General features: G+C 43.9%; 14 protein-coding genes. All 14 read right to left on the bottom strand.

The window, feature by feature from the left end:
- Positions 1-202: 202 nt before the first annotated feature.
- Entirely contained in the window at positions 203-1,807 is a 1,605-nt protein-coding gene (locus AB4114_RS34510; RefSeq protein ID WP_441992470.1) for a response regulator transcription factor, read from the bottom strand.
- The gene (locus AB4114_RS34505; protein ID WP_441992469.1) at positions 1,782-3,584 is read right to left on the bottom strand and encodes a cache domain-containing sensor histidine kinase; all 1,803 of its coding nucleotides are present in this window, start codon (positions 3,582-3,584) and stop codon (positions 1,782-1,784) included. The genes AB4114_RS34510 and AB4114_RS34505 overlap by 26 nt, the downstream gene beginning before the upstream one ends.
- Positions 3,585-3,701: 117 nt before the next feature.
- Entirely contained in the window at positions 3,702-5,042 is a 1,341-nt protein-coding gene (locus AB4114_RS34500; protein WP_441992468.1) for an ABC transporter substrate-binding protein, read from the bottom strand.
- Positions 5,043-5,280: 238 nt separating this feature from the next.
- On the bottom strand, positions 5,281-6,636 hold the full coding sequence (locus AB4114_RS34495; RefSeq protein ID WP_441992467.1) for an ABC transporter substrate-binding protein: 1,356 nt from the start codon (positions 6,634-6,636) through the stop codon (positions 5,281-5,283).
- A gap of 344 nt (positions 6,637-6,980) precedes the next feature.
- Entirely contained in the window at positions 6,981-7,247 is a 267-nt protein-coding gene (locus AB4114_RS34490) for a hypothetical protein (RefSeq protein ID WP_441992466.1), read from the bottom strand.
- 918 nt (positions 7,248-8,165) lie between these two features.
- Complete coding sequence (locus AB4114_RS34485; protein ID WP_441992465.1) at positions 8,166-9,980, bottom strand: hypothetical protein; 1,815 nt, start codon at positions 9,978-9,980, stop codon at positions 8,166-8,168.
- Between the two features lie 12 nt (positions 9,981-9,992).
- Positions 9,993-10,517, bottom strand: a complete 525-nt coding sequence (locus AB4114_RS34480; protein WP_441992464.1) for a hypothetical protein — start codon at positions 10,515-10,517, stop codon at positions 9,993-9,995.
- The gene (locus AB4114_RS34475) at positions 10,514-11,974 is read right to left on the bottom strand and encodes a glycosyltransferase family 2 protein (RefSeq protein ID WP_441992463.1); all 1,461 of its coding nucleotides are present in this window, start codon (positions 11,972-11,974) and stop codon (positions 10,514-10,516) included. The genes AB4114_RS34480 and AB4114_RS34475 overlap by 4 nt, the downstream gene beginning before the upstream one ends.
- Positions 11,955-13,052: a HEAT repeat domain-containing protein gene (locus AB4114_RS34470; protein ID WP_441992462.1), complete on the bottom strand. Its 1,098-nt coding sequence runs from the start codon at positions 13,050-13,052 to the stop codon at positions 11,955-11,957. The genes AB4114_RS34475 and AB4114_RS34470 overlap by 20 nt, the downstream gene beginning before the upstream one ends.
- Positions 13,049-14,719 (bottom strand): response regulator, encoded by a 1,671-nt coding sequence (locus AB4114_RS34465; protein ID WP_441992461.1) that lies wholly within the window; start codon positions 14,717-14,719, stop codon positions 13,049-13,051. Before AB4114_RS34465 ends, AB4114_RS34470 begins: the two co-directional genes overlap by 4 nt.
- Before the next feature lie 539 nt (positions 14,720-15,258).
- Positions 15,259-15,789, bottom strand: a complete 531-nt coding sequence (locus AB4114_RS34460) for a dihydrofolate reductase family protein (RefSeq protein ID WP_441992460.1) — start codon at positions 15,787-15,789, stop codon at positions 15,259-15,261.
- Positions 15,790-15,866: 77 nt separating this feature from the next.
- Positions 15,867-16,304 carry a hypothetical protein gene (locus AB4114_RS34455; RefSeq protein WP_441992459.1) on the bottom strand — a complete coding sequence of 146 codons (438 nt, stop codon included), beginning with the start codon at positions 16,302-16,304 and terminating at the stop codon, positions 15,867-15,869.
- A 382-nt stretch (positions 16,305-16,686) separates the two neighbouring features.
- Complete coding sequence (locus AB4114_RS34450; protein ID WP_441992458.1) at positions 16,687-17,151, bottom strand: arsenate reductase/protein-tyrosine-phosphatase family protein; 465 nt, start codon at positions 17,149-17,151, stop codon at positions 16,687-16,689.
- Positions 17,152-17,886: 735 nt separating this feature from the next.
- Entirely contained in the window at positions 17,887-19,608 is a 1,722-nt protein-coding gene (gene poxB, locus AB4114_RS34445) for a ubiquinone-dependent pyruvate dehydrogenase (protein ID WP_441992457.1), read from the bottom strand.
- Between the last annotated feature and the right edge of the window lie 438 nt (positions 19,609-20,046).

The raw sequence follows: 20,046 nt of genomic DNA, 5'->3' as shown, positions 1-20,046 counted from the left end.
TTCAGGGTGAAAGTAAACTTTCTTTTCAGGAATGATTCGGTTTTTTGGTAATGGCATAGAGCAAGACCTCCGTCAAATTAGCTATTAACTAATTCGACAGAGGATTTGGAATTACCTGTTAGTCAATTGGTCAGTCGTAGTTTTTTTTTGCACTTTCTTTAAGGCAATAAATAATTCCCTATTTATAACAAATTAAGTATACTCACTTAAATCTGCGAAAGTTAACCGGTGACATCCCTGAGAATGCTTTAAACAATTTAATAAAATAGCTGGTATTCTCATATCCAAGCATTTCAGCAATTTGCTCTACATTTTTTTCGGATTGTAGTAAATACTCCTGTGCTCGTTCCATTTTAGATCGTGTTGTGAATTCGATGAAAGTCTCTCCCGTTTCAAGTTTGAAGATACGACTAAAGTGGCTCGCGTTTAAAAATAGCATGTGAGCAACCTCCTCCATCACGATTTTCTCTGACATGTGCGTCATTACATATTGTTTAGCTTCAATGACCTCTTTTCGCTGGCTTTCGTGCTGGGTTTTTGCGACGTAATGTATTTTATCTAAGAGAAAATACATAATATAGGAAAACAATTCTTCCAATGATTCCAACTCCAAGATAGTGTTATGAATCATTTCTGTTGAATAGACCTTTTGAAAAAGTTGGATTGATCGATACTTTAAATCAATATCGGATAAAAGCTTAATCACCCACCCTCGTACTTCCTCTGCCTTAAACCGATAGGTTCTAAGCATTTTTTCCAAATCAGCTAATATTCCAATCATTCTATCTTTACTGCCTTCTGCAATTACTTGTTTTAGATCATCTGATGTTTGAGAGAAATACTTATAGATATCATCAGTAGAGCATTGAAACTCCTCCCATTTAATGATACTCATTTCATTGGAATAAAACCGCTGATCCTTACTGTTCGTTAAGTCCTTCAAGCGCTGTTTGATTTCTTGCGGCGTATGAGCAGGCGCCGAAATCATGAAGGACAAGCTGATTCTTAAATATCTCTCAAAATCCTCCTGGATTGCATTAAGATTAAAGAGGGTCTCATCGTCTTCTTTAGCTATAGGCTTTCTTAGTAGAGGAACCAATAAAACGATTTCATTAACACCGCACTGAAAGCTCACGCCTATTCTTTTTGTATCGACCAAATTATCGAAACCGTTCTCAAAAACAAACTTGAACAATTCGACCGATTGATATCTTTGTTTCAATTCACGATACCTGTTTACGAAACAGAGTACGGGTAAATATCTATACTTGTCCAAATCGATTCCAAACTCATACGCTTCAGCCATCCAACGTTTAGTATCATGTATCGGATTAATAAGAGTCGAGCGAATAAATGTTTCCTTTAAGATAGAATTATTCTGGTCTAGAATCGCCTTTAAACGGACTTGATTTTCTCGTATTTTTTCTTCTTGTTCCAATTGCAATTGTGTTGTTTTTAGAATTTCAAATATCGTCTCCGGCTCCATTGTTTCCTTTAGGATATACTCCGTGACGTTTAACTTGACAGCCTGTTGGGCATATTGAAATTCGTTATAGCACGACAGAATAATAACTTTCAAATGAGGGGCTAGCTGCTTAGCAGTCTTCGTTAGTTCTAAGCCGTCTATATCTGGCATGCCAATATCTGTAATGAGAATGTGCGGCATATCAACCTTGCAATGATCCAACGCATCACTACCGTTTTGATGCATGCCAATAACCTTCATTTCTAACGATTCCCAAGGGATGATTTGGGATAAAAACTCAAGTACAGGATAGCTGTCATCGACGAGAATCACTTTCCACATTGGCATTTCTTCCTCTTTCCGGAATAAATAATTTAACTACTGTGCCCTTCCCAGGTTGACTTTCAAGATCCATTTGAAAATGACCTCCGTAGACCAAACTCAACCGTTCGTATACATTGATTAAACCAATTCCATGCATACCTTTACGGTTTTCTTCTTGGACATAACTGCTTCTGAAGCCGAATAGGAGTTTTTTTCGCAATCCCTCCAATTCATTCGTCGTCATTCCAGTTCCATCGTCTTGGATGCAAATTAACAGTTTCTCTTTTTCTTTCCATGCCTGGATTCGAATCACTCCCTCATTTTGCTTTAAGCCATGGATTAATGCATTCTCAATAATGGGCTGTAGAATGAAACGCGGCACCATCTCATGCAATGTTTCGGAACTTAAATCGATCTCATACTGAAATAGATTCTTTGATGTGAAGCACATTAATTTCATATAATCCTCTACAATGCCTACTTCATCTTGTAAGTGGACAAATTCATGCTCATTATTGATCGTTTGGCGAAGCAGATGTGTTAAAGAACGGATGATGCTAGCATGCTCTCGATCTCCTCGAAGCATAATCTTGAGTCTAATGGCATTCAAAATATTAAATAAAAAATGCGGGTTAATCTGTGCCTGTAACATAGCAAGCTCCGCTCTTCTCTTCATTTCTTGCTCGTAAGTAATTTGTTTCACCATTGACCTGATGCTATCTAGCATATGGTMAATCGAACGACCCAGTTTTACGAATTCATCTGGTCCCTTAATATTAGATCGGACTGCCAAATTACCTGCTTCTATGCTGTTTGCTACTTGCACTAAGCGAATGATCGGTTTTGTAAACCGGCGCAATAAATAAATAAGAATGAATAAAAATAAAATAACAAAGCCGATTTCTAGCAGAAAGTTGGATTGGAAAAGAGCGTAAATTGGGGATGTAGCTTTCATGTACGGAGTCAAACTGACTAGCATCCAACCGGCAAGAGGGAGATTATGTTTGACGAGAATTTGTTCCTCTCCACCGAAAGTGATCAAGGAATTCTCAGCTGATTTATTCAACTCCTCGAATTGCGAATATGTCTCTCCTATCCGATCCAAACCCGATATGATTTTCCCTTCATTTGAAAGCAACATAATATTTTGGCTTTCACTGTATTTTGTAATGATGGAACGAAGTTGCAATTCATTTACGCTAACAATAACGTAGGCATACGGTTCTGAAGATACATCACGCAAAGCACGGGCAACGGTTACCATATATGGATTACGCCCACGTTCAGATTGTATATACGTAGGATGTACGCCGACCCAGAGCGTATCGAAAGTGTCCATCTGCTCAAGGCTCGGATACCAGAGTTCGCTTTTAAAGCGTATAGGATTATATTCATAAAAACTGTAATTTGAATAATAACTGGAACCAGGGAGCAATATTGTAATATATGTTCCAGGACTATTTGAAACTAGTGGATCCAGTTTCTCCTCTACCTTCTTTTGCATTTCAATCAATTTGCTACCTTCCGATTTAGGATTCTTCAATAAGGATTTCATTTCCACATCAAATTGAATGTTATTCGTAATCCTAATCATGTTGTCCATAATATTTGTCATATGAGCCCCAGTAACTTGTAAGGATTCCGAAGCAGTTTGAACTACACGTCCCTTGATTAAATGGATTGTAAAGAGACTAGAGAGCACTATAATCGCCCCGACAGGAATCACTAAACAGAGCAATGATGTTATAATGATTTGTTTTCGTAAAGAAGATTTTAAACCCTGCAGCCATTTCATGACTCATACACCGCTTCCTGCTGGAATTTCCAGATTTCCATAAAAATAATGTTATACTTGGAAAACCAAAATCAACGGCAATCTCAGTTCGTTCGAGAAGACCGTTGATTTTGATTTTTATTGGCTGTTATTCTTTATTATTTCCCGTACTTTTTGAGATGCGTTATTAAGGGCGGTATTCTCATCTGCATCACCAAGTAAAAACTTTTCGACTTCTTTAATATAAGCCTTATCAACCTCATCGCTATAAGGCATCGGAACATTGAATTTCTGCGGAATGCTATTTTTCATCACGTACAGTAAAGATTCCTTATCGACTTTATCCGGTGCTTTGGAAGAAGCAATCTGAGCATCGATGATTCTGTTTACATCCGCTTTTTTCCACGAAGGGATATATTTACTCTGAAGCTGAATTCCTTCTGTTGTATACCAACGTATGAATTGGTAAGCTTCCTCTTTATGCTTTGATTTCGAGTATACAGCCATGAGATCTCCGCCTGAAATTGTTGATGTTGGGTCATTCTTGTTCACTTTCGGATAAGGAGCGAAAACTGTTGTGAAGTTAGCAGGCACTTTATCCGTCCCACCAGCTTCAGGAATCATAAAATCGCCTGTGAGAATCATACTCGCTTTTTGATTGAAATATTGAGGCCTGTAGCTTAATTTTTGGCTAATTGTTTCTGAGTACGGTGTTGCCGATCTGTCCACCACTTCTGCTTGCTTGCGGATATCAAGCGACTTCTCTATTAGTGGGTTATCCAAATTTAAAGTCTTGCCGTCAGCCTTATAAAGGAAGAAATTGTCCATCTGATTGATCTGAGCCAATTGATAGTAAATAGAAAATGTATGGAAGTAGGTTCCATATCTCTTATTCGCTCCCTCGCCTTTCGTTAGCTTCTTCGAATACGCAAGGAATTCGTCCCAAGTCCAATCCTTAGGAACCGGCAAGCCTGCTTCGTCCAAATGATTTTTGTTCAGCATAACAAGGAAAGAAGTTTTCTTTGCGGGAAGAGCATAAGTCTTATCCCCGATGGTAGGATCTATATAATACTCATCTGATACCTTATATCCATCTTTAGCAATGTAACTGTTAAGCGGCTCCAGCATATTTATTGCGGCTCGCTGAGAGTAATGTTGCGCTTGAGAAAACATCATGACATCAATTTGATCGCCTGATGCGGCAGCGAGATCAAGTTTTTTTAGATACTCAGTACCATTGTTATCCCCAGCGGTTACTGCTTCAATCTTAATGTTCGGATATTTTTTCTCGAACTCTTTGTAGACAGTTTTCCAATTATCTTGGTCTTCGTTATACCAAAAATGGAATTTCAATGTTACTTTTTCAGCTTTCTTGTCGGTAATCTCTGGATTTTTAACATTTGGACTATTCGCACACCCGCTAAGCAATCCTGCTATGATTGAAATAGCAGTTATACTACGAACTGTTTTATTAAGCATTGTCAATCCCCTTTTTCCCTTAATAACATCCTCATTTTCTCCTATTATGAAAACGGGTGGATTTGGTTATTTAAGAATCATACGTCAAATTTGTTTCATATACATTCAACAAATTTTGCAATTAAAAAAATTTTTTTTCCGTAAGACTTTTCTAGTGTGTCTGCGAGAAAGACTCTTATACAAAAAAAATCAACAGCCAACTCAGTTAGCCTGAGACGACCATTGATTTTATATTTGTTTATTTGCTGTTATTTTTTATGACTTCTTGCACCTTTTGAGAAGCATTTTTAATAGCAGTATTCGCATCTACTTCGCCAAGCAGAAATCTTTCCACTTCTTTAACGTAAGCTTTATCAACTTCATCGCTAAAGGGCGCCGGAATGCGGAATTTTTGTGGAATGCTGTTTTTCATCACATACAATAAAGAATCCTTATCGACTTTATCTGGTGTTTTGGAAGCTGCTATCAGGTTATCGATGGTTTTGCTAACATCGGCTTTTTTCCATGAGGAAATATATTTCCCTTGCAGCTGAATTCCTTCTGTTGTGTACCAACGGATGAATTGATAAGCTTCCTCCTTGTGCTTCGACTTTGCATATACAGCCATAAGATCAGAGCCCGATGTTGTTGTGATCGGGTCGCTCTTGTTCACTTTAGGCAAAGGTGCAAAAACGGTCTTGAAATTAGCAGGTACTTTATCCGTTCCGCCGGCTTCGGGAATCATAAAGTCTCCAGTGATAATCATACTCGCTTTTTCATTAAAATACTGAGGCCTGTAATTCAGTTTTTGACTGATAACTTCTGCGTATGGTGTTGTAGATTTGTCCACCACTTCCGCTTGCTTGCGAATATCAAGCCATTTCTTATTTAACGGGGTATCTACATTCAAAGTCTTACCATCCTCCTTATACAAGAGGTAATCATCCATCTGAGTCATCTGAGCAAATTGATAGAATAGAGGGAATGTGTGAAAGTAGTTTCCATACCGCTTATTCGTTCCCTCACCCTTGGTCAGTTTTTTTGAATAATCGAGGAATTCATCCCAAGTCCAATCCTTAGGAACCGGTAAACCCGCTTCGTCCAAATGATTTTTATTCATCATAACAAAGAAAGAAACTTTTTTAGCAGGAAGTGCATAAGTCTTGTCACCAATCGATGGGTCAAAATAATATTCGTCCTGCACTTTATATCCATCTTTAGCAATGTAACTGTTAAGGGGCTCAAGCATATTGATAGCAGCGCGCTGCGAGTAATATTGTGGAGCAGAGAACATCATCACATCAATTTGATCGCCGGATGCGGCAGCAAGATCAAGTTTTTTCAAGTACTCAATTGAATTGTTGTCCCCAGCCGTTACTGATTCAATCTTGATGTTTGGATACTTTTTCTCGAACTCCTTATAGACGATTTTCCAATTGTCTTGATCTTCGTTATACCAAAAGTGGAATTTTAGAGTTACAGGCTCGACTTTCTTGTCTGTCACTCCTGGAGTATTGCTGCCAGTAGCAGTAGTACCCGTACTAGTAGAGCACCCGGCAAGCAATCCCGCAATGATTGAGAAAGTTGCAATACTACGAACTGTTTTTTTGATCATCGAATCAATCCCCTTTTTCATTTTTAATTCCACTATACACTGCATTTTAATTAACTGTAAGCGGATACAAATGAATTATAGTACAGATCAATTCCATTAACATGCAACAAATTTTGCAAATTTTGAATTATTTTTTCTCAAGTCAAATTTTTTTTCGTTTTAGAAAAAATCCTTGGATGTATTCAAATATGAACTTCTATATATTTAAAAAATAAAAGTAATAGATTTTATTTTCTTACGGAGCAGGTTATACAGATATTTTAAGGATTCAATTATTACCAATTATCACTATTGTAATACCTATAGAATTCAAAACTAATTCTAATACAACAAAAGAAAGTAGGTTATTCAATTACCATTAAAATAAAATCTGCAATTCCAATGCGAAAACTTTTAAATAGTTCATCAATATGAATAGCAATATAATTTTTTTCAGTAATCGCAATTAGTTTTTGAAGATCCTCTTGATTATTATTTCCATAAGCGTATAAAACTTGTGTTGCTTTATTTTCTTTGGACATCCTTGATTCACTTTTCATGGAATGTACCACTGCACATCGTGCAGCATAAAGATCTTCCCCTTTTATAGCAATATTTAAATGCGGGAGCATATAGAGATCTACCCATTTAATAAAATCCTATTTTTGTACATCTACCTCATCTTGAACAGAGAGAGGCGACTATGTCTATTCCACAATATAGTACCTCTCCTTCTCCTCTAGTCAACTTGCCAAAAGCTAACTCTGTAATCCCATTCCCTATATATTCTATCCAATCATTTAGATCACTTTTGCTTGCAGCAGCTACAAGGCATATCATCAAAGCTTCCTGAACTGACAAAGAATACTGAGGTTCATCCCTATACCTCCGTACTAGAATTTGTAATTCGTCGGCGAGAGAAATACTTCTAGCTGTGGCTGCAACAGTGGCTAAGCCATTTAAAGTAGAAAGAAGCTCATCCTTTCCATTCAAACTAGCTAGTCTATATCTGCCGAGCTTTAAAGCTTGTATTGCCAACCCCGTATGGTATGATTCAACACGATAAAGAGACGCTGAATTTACTAAAGTAATAAATGACGAAGCTCCAACTTCCTCTTCAGTCAACTTTTTCTTATTAGAAATGGCTCGACGGCCTCAGCGATTCTGTTTTTCTATGACCGCCGTTTGTTTCCCGGTTATGGCTGCGTAATTGCTACAGTTAAACCGGCTATCCCTCCACTAACCACGACCACATCAACCTTTTGTATCGCTCATCATCCCCTTCAAACTTTACCTGTATGACGGGCAAGGGATGTGAAGTGTGACAGAAAAGCAAAAAAATTTAATGGAAATCTCCTAGGTTAACCGGGATTATTATTTCAACTATCCCGTTACTTTTATGAAACCAGGGAGCAGCTTCCGCGTGGCGAGCTGCTCCCTGGTTCTAACTCTATTGTTTATTCGTTGAGAAAGGACGGTAGATCAACTGGCTGTATCAATCGACTCAATAATTATTTTTCGATCAAAATCGCACGCTAATAATTCAGCACTTAATCCGTTGGTAACCGCACGGCAGCAAATTTTTCTTTCAGCTTGTAGTACGATTTCTTCAACCGTTCGTGTGTTTGAGGATAGTCCCACCCTTTCCATTGATAGAACGGCATGTCATTCGTACGAAGCACGCCGTTGCTTGCAGATGGCAGGAAGTCAGAAATAGCGCCCCCACCTGGATGCTGCGTGCTATCTTCGTCCGGTTCTGGCCTATAGGTGACGACTGCAACGTGGAAGCCTGGAGTTTGCACGCTTGCATCCAGACCCTTCTCCCTAATGTCTCCTACCGCTTCATGCATGCTGGGATCTTTGATATTGAGTAGTTGCCAGGGAATGCGCAGCTCGACAATCGCATCCTTGGCATTCACAGCCACATCCGTAATAGAATCGTATTGCGGACTGTCCGGGTCACCATCGCCGAAGCGAAGCAAGCCCGTTTCGTAGGATTCGAAGGGAATAAACGCAGCGTCTCCTTGCCGATTCGGAATCGTCAACGGCTTATTTAACGTCAGCATCTGTTTGTGGAATACGCCATTGTTTTTCTTGTCCGCATATGCGGTCTGCGGAATCATGCCCAGCATGCGGCCATACTGCAGTTCGTGCAGATCGTAATAGCTGTCAATCCATATCCGGGAGGTGTTCGGTCCTTTGACATCGATCGCAAAATCAAATCCGGCATCGCTTGTCAGTCCTCCTCCCGACATCGCCGTCTGCCCTTGATCTGGCACCGTATTGAGCAGGAACGTCGCATTAGTTCTCGTCCAATCAAGCGGCTTATCGCTCTTACCGAAATCGAGGCGGAAATATACATACCGTTCGTCACTTGCCATATACAGACGGTCGATTTGGCGCTGCTCGTCATAACCGTCATTATATTTCCGCAGGGCGCTTGCGCCAGTTTTGCCAGCAACAGCAAGCGGTTGAATACCGGCTCTCTCCCAGTCCTCCGTTTTCCCATCTACTTTCACAATTAGTTCCTTGGCTCCAGGATCGAAACTCATTAACCCGAAGTTTTGCTCACTCGTCTGAACGTTCGACCAGAAGGGGCGTCGATCTGGATTGTCGTAGTCCATGTTGTTCCAAGTACGCTTGAACCACTCGTCCTGCCAGGAGAATACGAGCCCGCCAGCCATTCCTTCATGATAGATATCTTCGAACAATCGACTATCGATCTCCCCTTGCTCCTCCTCGGACAAAAATCCCTGATTCCAGCCGCTGACATTGCGGTGCGTCATACCGCGAGATGCGGGAACGCCGAACTCCGCAACGACGACCGGCATCCGGTGCACCTGTTTCAGATCCCTCAGGTAACCTGCGTAATTATTCTTTTGTCCCCGTTCATCGATATAACCAGTGTACTTCGTTTCGTAGTTCATGAAGTCCGGATAGTATGGATATACATGATAGGATGCGAAATAGCCGGCTTTGAGGGACGGTGTTGGCCAGATGACGTTCGGATTGATGAATACCGCATCCTCCTTTGCACTCGGTTCTGCCGGATGTTTCAACGGATCGGTCGTCACCCAGTTCGTAAAACTGATGGGCCGTTGCCATGTGTATTTTTCCGTTTCATACTTGACCGTATCGTCCATCGCTTTCGCTAGCCACGTCTCGAATGGGGATGCCGTTTCCGTCCGGAAGTATGTACCTTCGAAATCTGGCGCATTCACATGCTTGGCGTTCGTAGAGATAACAATGTCAGGATCCCATTCGACCCCGATGATCCAGCCGAGTACATACTGCGAAATGTCCGCTGTATACGAGCCCGAAGCATGGCCAGGCCTATTAGGAATTTTGGCGTTCCCGTGAATCACGTCAATGGTGCGTCATGTTTCCTCGGCGAAATCTTGTGAATTCTCATCAGCAAACACATCTCCTGACGCGAGGAGCTTGTCCTCGTTCATCCAAATGCCCTGCAGCACATAAAGCGGATTTGCCGCCTTGTCATTGTACGCTTTAAGCGCCTCGTAAAAAACTGGCGGATGCAGCGTATAAATACGCACCACATTCGCATGCATGTCGCCGATATGCTGAAACCAGCGCATATACTCGGCTTTCGTTATCGCCGTTTCTCCCGGGAAATGCCCCGGTTTGGCGATGCCCATATTGACGCCCTTAAGAAGCAGATCTTGCGGCACGCCATTGTGGTACACCTGCAAATATTGGCTCCCGACGTTCGCTGGAATCGTTAATCCATCCACCTTCACCATCTCCACATGTTCGCGCGGAGCGAATATCCCAGACACCAAAACCGTCGCGGTAACCCCTACAAGCAGCGCAATGACGGCAGATGCAATAAAAATTTTCCGTTTCATAAGAGCGCTGTACCCAGCTTTACGTATTTTTCTCATTTGCCGGTGCCTCCTTGACTTACGGAAATRCCTTTGCGAACCATATCTCCCCACTCTTGCCGTTTACCGAAAATCGCTTGCACAAGTCCTCGGCAACGCCATATCGTTTGGATCGGCCGATACCAGAATGATTCCGACAGCGCCCACCAGAACAGCCGAGATACATCTGCCACTCGGTTGTATCTACCCATTCCCCATTCTTCAAGCAGTACCGCACCCATCGATAAAAATGAGCCGTACAAAATCATGGCGGCGAGCAGCAGCGCACTAAAAGCGATGTTGACGTCGCCGATCAACAAATGAACGACAAGGAACACATAACCAAACAATTCGACAACAGGACCGAGCAACTCGACGAACAGAAAATAAGGCATCGACACAAGTCCGATACGGCCATAACGCGGATTGAGCATCATACCGCGATGTCGCCATAGACTCTCGAACAAACCGCGATGCCAACGTATACGCTGTCGCTTCAAATACTTCAATTGCTCCGGCGCTTCCGTCCAGCACACAGGATCGGGAATATAGGCGATGTGCGCCTTGCTCTTCTTTTGGCGAATCAAGCGATGCAGCCGTACAATTAGCTCCATGTCTTCTCCGATCGTACCGGTCTCGTAGCCACCCGCTTCCAGCAGCCAATCTCTGCGAAAAACGCCGAACGCGCCGGAAACGATCAGCAGCATATTCATCTTGCTTAATCCGATACGTCCCATAAGGAATGCCCGAAAATATTCGATTACCTGCATGACAACGATAGTGTTGCGAGGTAATCGAACATCTTCACCAAGATATCCACGGTCGACGACGCTTCCGTTGGCGATGCCGACACTACCGCCGCAAGCAATGATTTCTTCTCCAGGCTTTGCTTCCACGATCGGCTTCATAATTTTCAGAAAAGCGTCTGGATCGAGCACCGTGTCACCGTCTAGCGAAACGACATACGGATAATGTGCAAGATTGATTCCCGTGTTCAACGCATCGGCCTTGCCCCCGTTCTCCTTGTCGGCCAACTTGAGGTTTGGATGTATGCGTGACTGGTATATGCCGCGAACCAGCTTCGTCTCTTTGTTTAGTCCTGACCAACGTACTTGATGCTGAACTTCGAACATATCAAACTCATTGATCATGTTCTGTTTCGTCGCGTCTTTGGAGCCGTCGTTCACGACGATGATCTCATAGGTTTCATAATTGATGCCAAGCAAAGAGCGGACACTATCGACGATGTTGAGCTCTTCATTATAAGCTGGCACAAGGATGGACAAGGGTGGACTGAAGGATGAGTTCAGGATTTCTTCGTTTTGAAAAGACAGGGAATTTGCTTTTGTACGAATCGTACGAATCGCGACGAAGAACAGTATTATGTAAAAGAGCATAACCATAAGGATGTAAATGACAATAACAACCGATCCAATAACTGAAGCCAAGGTGATCCATTCACTCCACGTTTCGTTCATAGCTTCTCCTTTCCAGCATCTCTTCCGCCGCCTCACGTGCATAACGATCGGCATGCATCGAAGCGATGCGTACGAGATGTGCATCGCCTTTCGAATAACGACCAATTGATTGAGCAGCTTCAATACGGACGGCATACCGATCGTCACCGATCATTTGTTCCAGAAGCTTTTGGTACTCCGCATTCCTTACCTCCCCCATCAACCGTGCGGCCATCAGCCGTTCCTCCCATGGATATTGACGCCAATCGGAATAACGAACATAATGAGCTTCCTCCGCTTCCTGACTCAAATACCCGAAACCCGCTGCCGCTTTTAGCGCACGAATGCGCAGTTCATCGGACGGCGAGCACAATAGGCGCTCAATCAGGGTAAGATAATGTTCCGTACGAATATTACGGGTCCGCAGTACATCGAGAAGGTTACGCTGCAACAAGTCATTCCCCATATCGAACCGATCAATCAGCTCCTCAAGCAGTTCCGTTCCTAGCGCCATCAACAATTGTCGGTAACGGTGATCGGATAACAACGGCAGCGGTCCGTGTACACCGATCAGCCAATCCAGCAACTTCTTGTCCTGGAATGCCGCTAACACCCGCAAAGCCGCAAACAACTCCTCTGGCTTAATCCGTTTGCCTTTCACAATAGCGGAAACTTCCTCATGAAGTCCTTTCATTCGAAACAAACCGACTTGAGCAAGAGTATGCAGCCGTACTTCTTCCTTACGGTCATTCAAACGGTTTCGATATAACGGTCCATACAACTCTTCAGCGAGATGATACACCCGCTCGTGTTCCGATTGCGTTCCCCCAACGCGAAGCCGGTGGGTCAAATACGCTTCAAGGGCGCGCCATTGCCACGGATGATGCGGTGAAATCCGACGCGACGTCTCTCCCATCGTCACATAGCGTTCGATCGGTGAATCCGGCATCGAAGCGATTGACGACCATACTGCTATCTTGTTTCGTCTTTTGTTAAACATCCATTTTCGGGTAAGCAAATAACAATAAAGGGCGAGAAGCAAACAGATCCAACAAATGCAAAATAGTAGGACGGCATTAAAGGCTGTTGAATCGTTCATCGGCTCCTCCCCTGCAAGAGACGCCGTATACGAGCTTCAAGCTCTGGCAGACGAAACGGTTTCGTGACGTAATCATCCGTGCCTGCCCGGATGGCCTGCGCGATTTCCGTCTCGTCGCCATTACCAGTCAGCATCAGAATGCGATATTTATCAGCCGGATAGTCTGTGCGTAAACGAGTTAGCACTTCCATACCATTCATACGCGGCATCATTCGGTCAAGAATGAGCAAGTACGCATGCTCTCCGTTATGCCATACATCCGAGAAGAAAGCTTCCCCGTCCGCAAATGTACGAATTTCCAGCCCTTCTCCTCCAACAACTTCCATATCGCGTAGGCGTCGCTCCAGCATGTTACGGATTAGCGGGTCGTCGTCGATGATAGCTACACGGCAAGCTCCTTTGCGCTGAATGCCTACAACTGTATGGGTATCGCTCAAGCGATTGCGAAGGCCGAGCTTCATATCCCTCATTGCTTCACCCAGTGCGGCAATGCAAGCATCAGGGTCATACGCCCCATCCAGAGTCGTGAAAACATAGGACAGCGACATGTTGACGGCATCCCCAGCGATCTCATATGTATGGGCGGTAAACAATTCCGACAACCGATTTAATCTCAGCGATATGGTTTCCACCGTGCCTTCTCTTCCGAGAAGTACGAAACGGTCCCGCTCCCATCGGACAAGCAGTTCGTCCGTCCGGATATGCGCTCTCAGCCACCCAGCGGTATGATGTAAATAACCGTCTGCCGCCGCATGGCCATATCGCTCGTTCAAGCTGCGAAATGCATCAATATCAAACTGCGCCGCCCAATACGACTTTCCTTCAGCAATTGCCTCCTGGCTGATTTGCTGCCACCGGATTCGTAAATATTGAGTATTATAAAGTCCAGTTAACTCGTCTGTCAGGATCATTCGGCTGATCGCTTGCTTCCGGCGCAGCTTGTTCAGGACGCGTACGACAAACTCATTAAGATCGAAGGGCTTGGAGATGAAGTCGTCCGCGCCCGACTGGTATGCCCTGATGCGTACATCTGTGTCGTTCTGAGCGCTTATTAGCAAGACAGGCACCATAAAGCGCTGTGACCTCTCCTGCAGAATGGTAAGTAAATCAAAACCGCTATGGCCTGGCATGACGACATCCAATACGATACAATCTGGCTTAAGCTCATAGAACCATTTGATCGCTTTATCCGGATAAGGTGTCGCCAGGACGATGCATCCCTCTTGTTCCAACCGCTCTTTTATCACTTGAAGAAAGGCCACATCGTCATCGATCAGCAGGACGAGCGGGCCAGGCACCTCGGAAATCATAACAGGAGCCAGGGGGTCGGCTTCCACAGTTGCTGCGGATTCCCGAAACGATTCCATAGCTCGATTAGAAATGTCCTGTTCGCCGAGTGTATCAGTTGCTTTTCTTAACGCCATAATTGATTGAATAAAGCGTTCAAATTCCGCCAATGTCCACAATTGCAAACCATCTTCTGTAAGATCAATTAACAACTGTTCGGCCGCTTCCGTCCATTCTTGCAAATCAATTGTAGCCGCTGTTCCTTTAATCCTATGCAGCAACCCGTAAAGGTCAGCTTCCAGAATCGGCTCGTTCGCCGAACGCCACGAAGCAATCGTTTCGTCGAATTGCCTAATAAACAGTAGCTGAAATTTCGTCATCTCACTCTTCCTTTTCTCGCTAGGTTATAGTCCATTCATTACTTATACATTATAAGCAAAAAATCATTTCAATCGCCATATCCACTGAACGAGAATTCTTTCTGTAGCTTCAAAGTTTACTCCTTGGATTATTCGTACGTTCGAAAGATCGGATATGTTTTAGGGCATAGCAGTTTTGGGGAATATTGGCTCTAAGGTTTCGTGGATATCTAATTAAAGGTCCTTAGCATGTTCGTTTAAGTTAAATTACAAACAGGAAGTTAAATATCAACGAGTTGGACCCCTACCAAACTAGCTTATAGGTTATTTTATTGCTGAAGAAATCTGCCCGTTATTTTAATAAACAAAAGAAGAGCTGCCGCGAAGCAAGACCCTCAACTTTACTTACCCGTTAGGTCAATCGTCAATTCTATAAATAACTATGTCATTTCGCATAACTGAACAAATTTTAAAGAATAAGGGATCCTCTGACTGCCGCTGCAGCCGGAGAATCCCTATTAAAGTAACGTGTCCTTTAGGCCGCTGGGTCAACCGCACAACTAAGCTGGAACGTAGGTCAACCTGATCACCTTCTCGCCAATTCGATCGCTTGCCACGAGGCGTAGCGGCGGCCGCGGACCGGCGAAGAACGGCTTACCGTGACCCAGCACGACTGGATGGAGATAGAGTCGATACTCATCAACTAGACCGAGCTCCGTTAGACTATGCGCCAACTCCGGCCCGGCAACTTCAATCTCTCCATCATGCTGTGCCTTCAGCTCATGTATCGCCGCTGCCAAGTCGCCCTCGATCAGAGAAGCATTCGGCCCGACGGACTTTAGCGTCCTCGACACCACCCACTTCGGCTTGCTTTGAAACGCCGCTGCGTATTCCCGTTGCGACGCATCCCATTCCAAAAGGTCTTCGTCCCAATAACGCATGCTCTCGTACATGCGGCGCCCGTATACGCAGCCCGCCAGGCTGCGCATGTCGTCGATGAAATGACGGAATAGCACGGGGTCAGGCATAGATCCTGTGAAGTCGACGAACCCGTCCAAAGACTGGTTCAATGCGAAAACGATCTTTCCCATACGGCTAACTCTCCTCCTTAGTTTTCTTGCACATTCATCATCAAGATTACACGTTCCATATGCAGCCTTCTTTATGTCTACATTTTATCATCCAACAGCATGTCCGGTTTCTCATGGATTGCTAATGTGCACAGTTCTGGCCTGACCGAATACAAATTCGGGTACGGAGGGAAGCATGAGGAAGAAGAATATCGCGCTCTTTGGACTCCCACGGAATGGCGGTTGCCATCAAATAGTAAACACCCGGCTTTATTCCTGGTCCCTTCTATCGCGCCATAAGCGCTTGAATGAGGCTCGATCTCTCGCCATACCCCGAGTCTGATTAGAGAATCCTTCACCGTATCAATATGCGGTAAAGAACGCCGAAATTCGGATGCCGTTACGACAACGCACTCCGAAAATCGAGTCGTAAAAGTGCCTAAGCTCATCTGACTGATCTCTAAGCCGATATCGCGAATGCTAAAGTCGGTGTGAATGAGCAAGTCCTTCCCCTTCTGTAGCCTCAGCGCTGACACATAATATAGCGGCGGCAGTCCGACCTGTTCTCTGAATAATCGCGAGAAGTGGTATGGACTTTAGGCCACATGCTTGGCCAAACGAGACAACGACAATTGGTCATCCAGATGCCGGTGGATGTAGGCGACGGCTTCGTCAATTTCCAAGATTCGCTTCGTCAACGTCGTGCCCCTCTCAAGCCCCCTATATCAACCCAATTTTTACATAATTTATTCTACGTGACTATGGAATAATCCTGCCCGATAGTTGAGAAAAGGCAACTGATCCAATAGGGTCGGCTGCCTCTTGTTGTTATCGAACTCTCGTTCGCCGTTAACGTAATGAACTCATTGACTTCGCCAGATTATTCATGTCATTTTTTTATGAAATAGAAACAATTTATTAAAGGTCAGCTTTTTGTTCTAGATTATGTATGATACAGGGCGTTGCTTCCTTAAAGTATTGAACCAATTTTTTCATTTGTTCCACAAAATCTTCACTATCGGGAGCGCCTATATTCACTGATGTTTTTTGACCGTTATAAACTTCATTGAATAATGGGATTTCACGATCGTATTTCTCATTAATATAATCTCTATGAAGTTCACTCATTGCAATTATTATATCGTACTCTTTAAAGTGTTTTTCATTAAAAAGCGTTCTTTTGAAGTCAGTGGTGTCTATATTCAATTCATTCATTATATTAAAGTGAATATTGGAATACTTGCTAACATCATTATTTGCTCTTATCCCTGCGGAAGCAACCTTAATTGAAGTCTTATTGCTTCTGCGGAGAAAATCTTTCATACAAAATTCAGCTATTACGCTTCGAGTAAAATTATCGGTACATACAAACATAATATTCATTAAATCAACTCCATTCCAATGACCATTTTATGGAATTATATCAAACGGAACAGGAAAATTACCATCTATTTTTTAGTTGATTATTCAATTAAACTATCCTTTAGTTTAATAGCAAAAAGAAACCCTCAGCTACGGGCTGAGGGTCTAAGTTTATATTATAAAAGGGTGCGTTGAACTAACGTTCCCCGTTTAGCGGAATGTTTAATTTTTCTCTAGTCCCAAAAATTAAAGATGACATCTCCGACGGTTTTAGGTTTCCAATGAAAAATCTGCCTTAATTCTGCTTAGTTCTGAACAGATGAAGCAAACCCTATGAAAGGATACGAACTGTTTAACAAAATAAAAGTGCTTTCGTCATGTAAACCCAGCTCTGCTTTATAGAAATTTTGTGATACATGTGGTTCTTCAAAGGAAAGGAACTTCCCGTTAGAATAGTTTGCCAAAGAGTAACAAAGTCTTTTGAAGTGTATAGAATCTACCTCTGGCACATCATCGACAAGAAATCCAGAGATGCCTCTCAGAAGGAACACTGCAGCCACTTACCTTCCTTACCTTCACAGTACAGATAATATGATTTTAACACATTTTGGAAGTATCCTGCCCCTTCACTGTTTAACTATAGTTCTCCGTTAGAGTAATAGCCCTCATCTGGCAATCAGATGGGGGCTATTTTTTAAACTTGCGACTAAGGCAGTGTGACCAGTCAGTTGTAGGAGTCCAAAGTACTCCTATTTATTACCGAAGGAGATTGGATTTCGCCAGTTCGATGACTTCGTTGCCTTGCCCGTTCAAAACGGCTTTCAGCATCCACATCGTAAATCCGCGAGCCTGCTCGAGGTTGATTTTCGGCGGCATCGCCAGCTCCTGACGATTGACGACTACGTCCAGCACTACCGGACCGCTGTGTTCGAGGGCTCGGCGAACGGCGCTTTCCAAGTCATTCGGATCCTCGACGCGAATTCCTTCGATTCCCATGACTTGAGCAAGTGCCGCAAAGTTTGGATTGTCGAGTTCCGTTCCGAATTCTAAAAAGCCAGCTGCTTTCATTTCCAATTCCACGAATCCAAGCGCGCCATTATTAAAGACAACGATCTTGATCGGGAGCTTATGCTGACGAAGGGTCAATAGATCTCCGAGCAGCATAGTGAGTCCCCCGTCCCCAGACAGCGATATGACCTGGCGTCCCGGTTGCGCAACCTGCGCCCCAATCGCCTGGGGCATGGCGTTCGCCATTGTCCCGTGGTTAAACGAGCCAAGTAGCCTTCTTTTTCCATTCATGCTCAAGTATCGGGCAGCCCACACAGTCGGCGTACCAACATCGCAAGTCAAAACGGCATCCTCATCTGCGAGATCGCTGATAACCTTCATGAGGAATTGCGGATGAATAGGAGCTCGACCAGGAGCTGCAAGGTTGTCCAGTTCCTCGCGGACTTTGGCATAATGTGCTGCAAAGTGCTGCAGGTGGTCAGGGGAGTGCAGTTCCATTAAAAGGGGTAACAGCATGTCGACCGTCGTCTTTACGTCTCCGCACACCCCGTATGCGAGCGGCGTTCGCCGGCCTAGTCGGGAGGAATCCAAATCAACCTGAAGGATGGTCGCTTCTTGCGGATAAAATTGCCGGTATGGAAAATCGGTACCCAGCATGAGTAAGACATCGCATTCCATCATGGCGTGGTATCCTGATGAATATCCGATGAGGCCGGTTAACCCGACGGAATACGGGTTGTCAAATTCCAGATATTCTTTTCCTCGCAGCGCTATGACCATCGGGGATTGCAGTTTCTCACACAGCTTCATGAGCGAATCATGAGCTCCCGAGCAGCCAGCACCGCACAGCAAGGTGATCCGCTTGCCTTTGTCTAAGTAGTCGGCAAGCGTCTTCAATTCGTCTGTAGAAGGGCAAACAATTGGTCGGGTGGAATGGATGACTCGTTCTGGAACCGGGCTTTCGTCGTATTCAAAAGCGGCTACATCACCAGGAAGAACTAAGACAGACACTCCCGACCTTGCCGTCGCGGTTTGCATCGCCATCGTAACCGCTCGAGGTATTTGCCTCGGTCCGGTTACGACTTCACAAAAGAAGCTACATTCCTGAAACAACATGTCCGGACGAGTCTCTTGAAAAAAGCCGCTGCCAATTTCACTGCTCGGAATATGAGCGGCAATCGCAAGTACTGGCACCCGATTTCGATGGCAATCGTACAAACCGTTAATGAGATGTAAATTACCAGGTCCGCTGCTACCCGCACAAACGGCGATTCCTCCGCTGAGGATGGCATCCGCGCCAGCCGCGAACGCTGCAACCTCTTCGTGGCGGACATGGATCCATTCTATTTTTCCGGAACGACGGATCGCATCGAGCAAGGCATTAAGCGAATCGCCGATAATGCCGTAAATTCGCTTCACGCCGGCGTTCAGAAGGGATTCCACGATGGAATCAGCTATTGTTCTTTTCAAGGGAATCTCTCCTTATTGTTTTTATTATTTTGCCATAAAATGAGCAGTATATTCTTGATTTCACTACGATCGGGTTTGTTGGGCTTTAATCTTAAATTAAGTAGTCACATTTCGGTAATTTCATACCTTCTTATAGGTATGCTGCCCGATAACGAAAAAACGGCTGCTACGCGGCAGCCGTTACTTCGTTATCGGTACTTTATCTAACTTTAACCTATTCGATCCGTTTGCGGTTTTCCATAAATCTAATATTTTGTTCAGACGCGGAATGAGGTCTTAGACGGATGGAAGAAATCCAACCCTTTTGATCCCGCACACTMGGCTGAGTTTAATAAATCACCACAGGATGCATAACAACAACTAGGTCTGCGACTGATATGTTACTCCACTAAAGTTCCTGTCGGACTTCAATCGGATGTCCTTCAGTAACTATAGATG

The organism is Paenibacillus sp. 2RAB27, from assembly GCF_052115445.1.
Taxonomy (GTDB): domain Bacteria; phylum Bacillota; class Bacilli; order Paenibacillales; family NBRC-103111; genus Paenibacillus_E.
The sequence above is the reverse complement of the archived record's forward strand: the minus strand, read 5'-3'. Positions and strand labels throughout refer to the sequence as shown.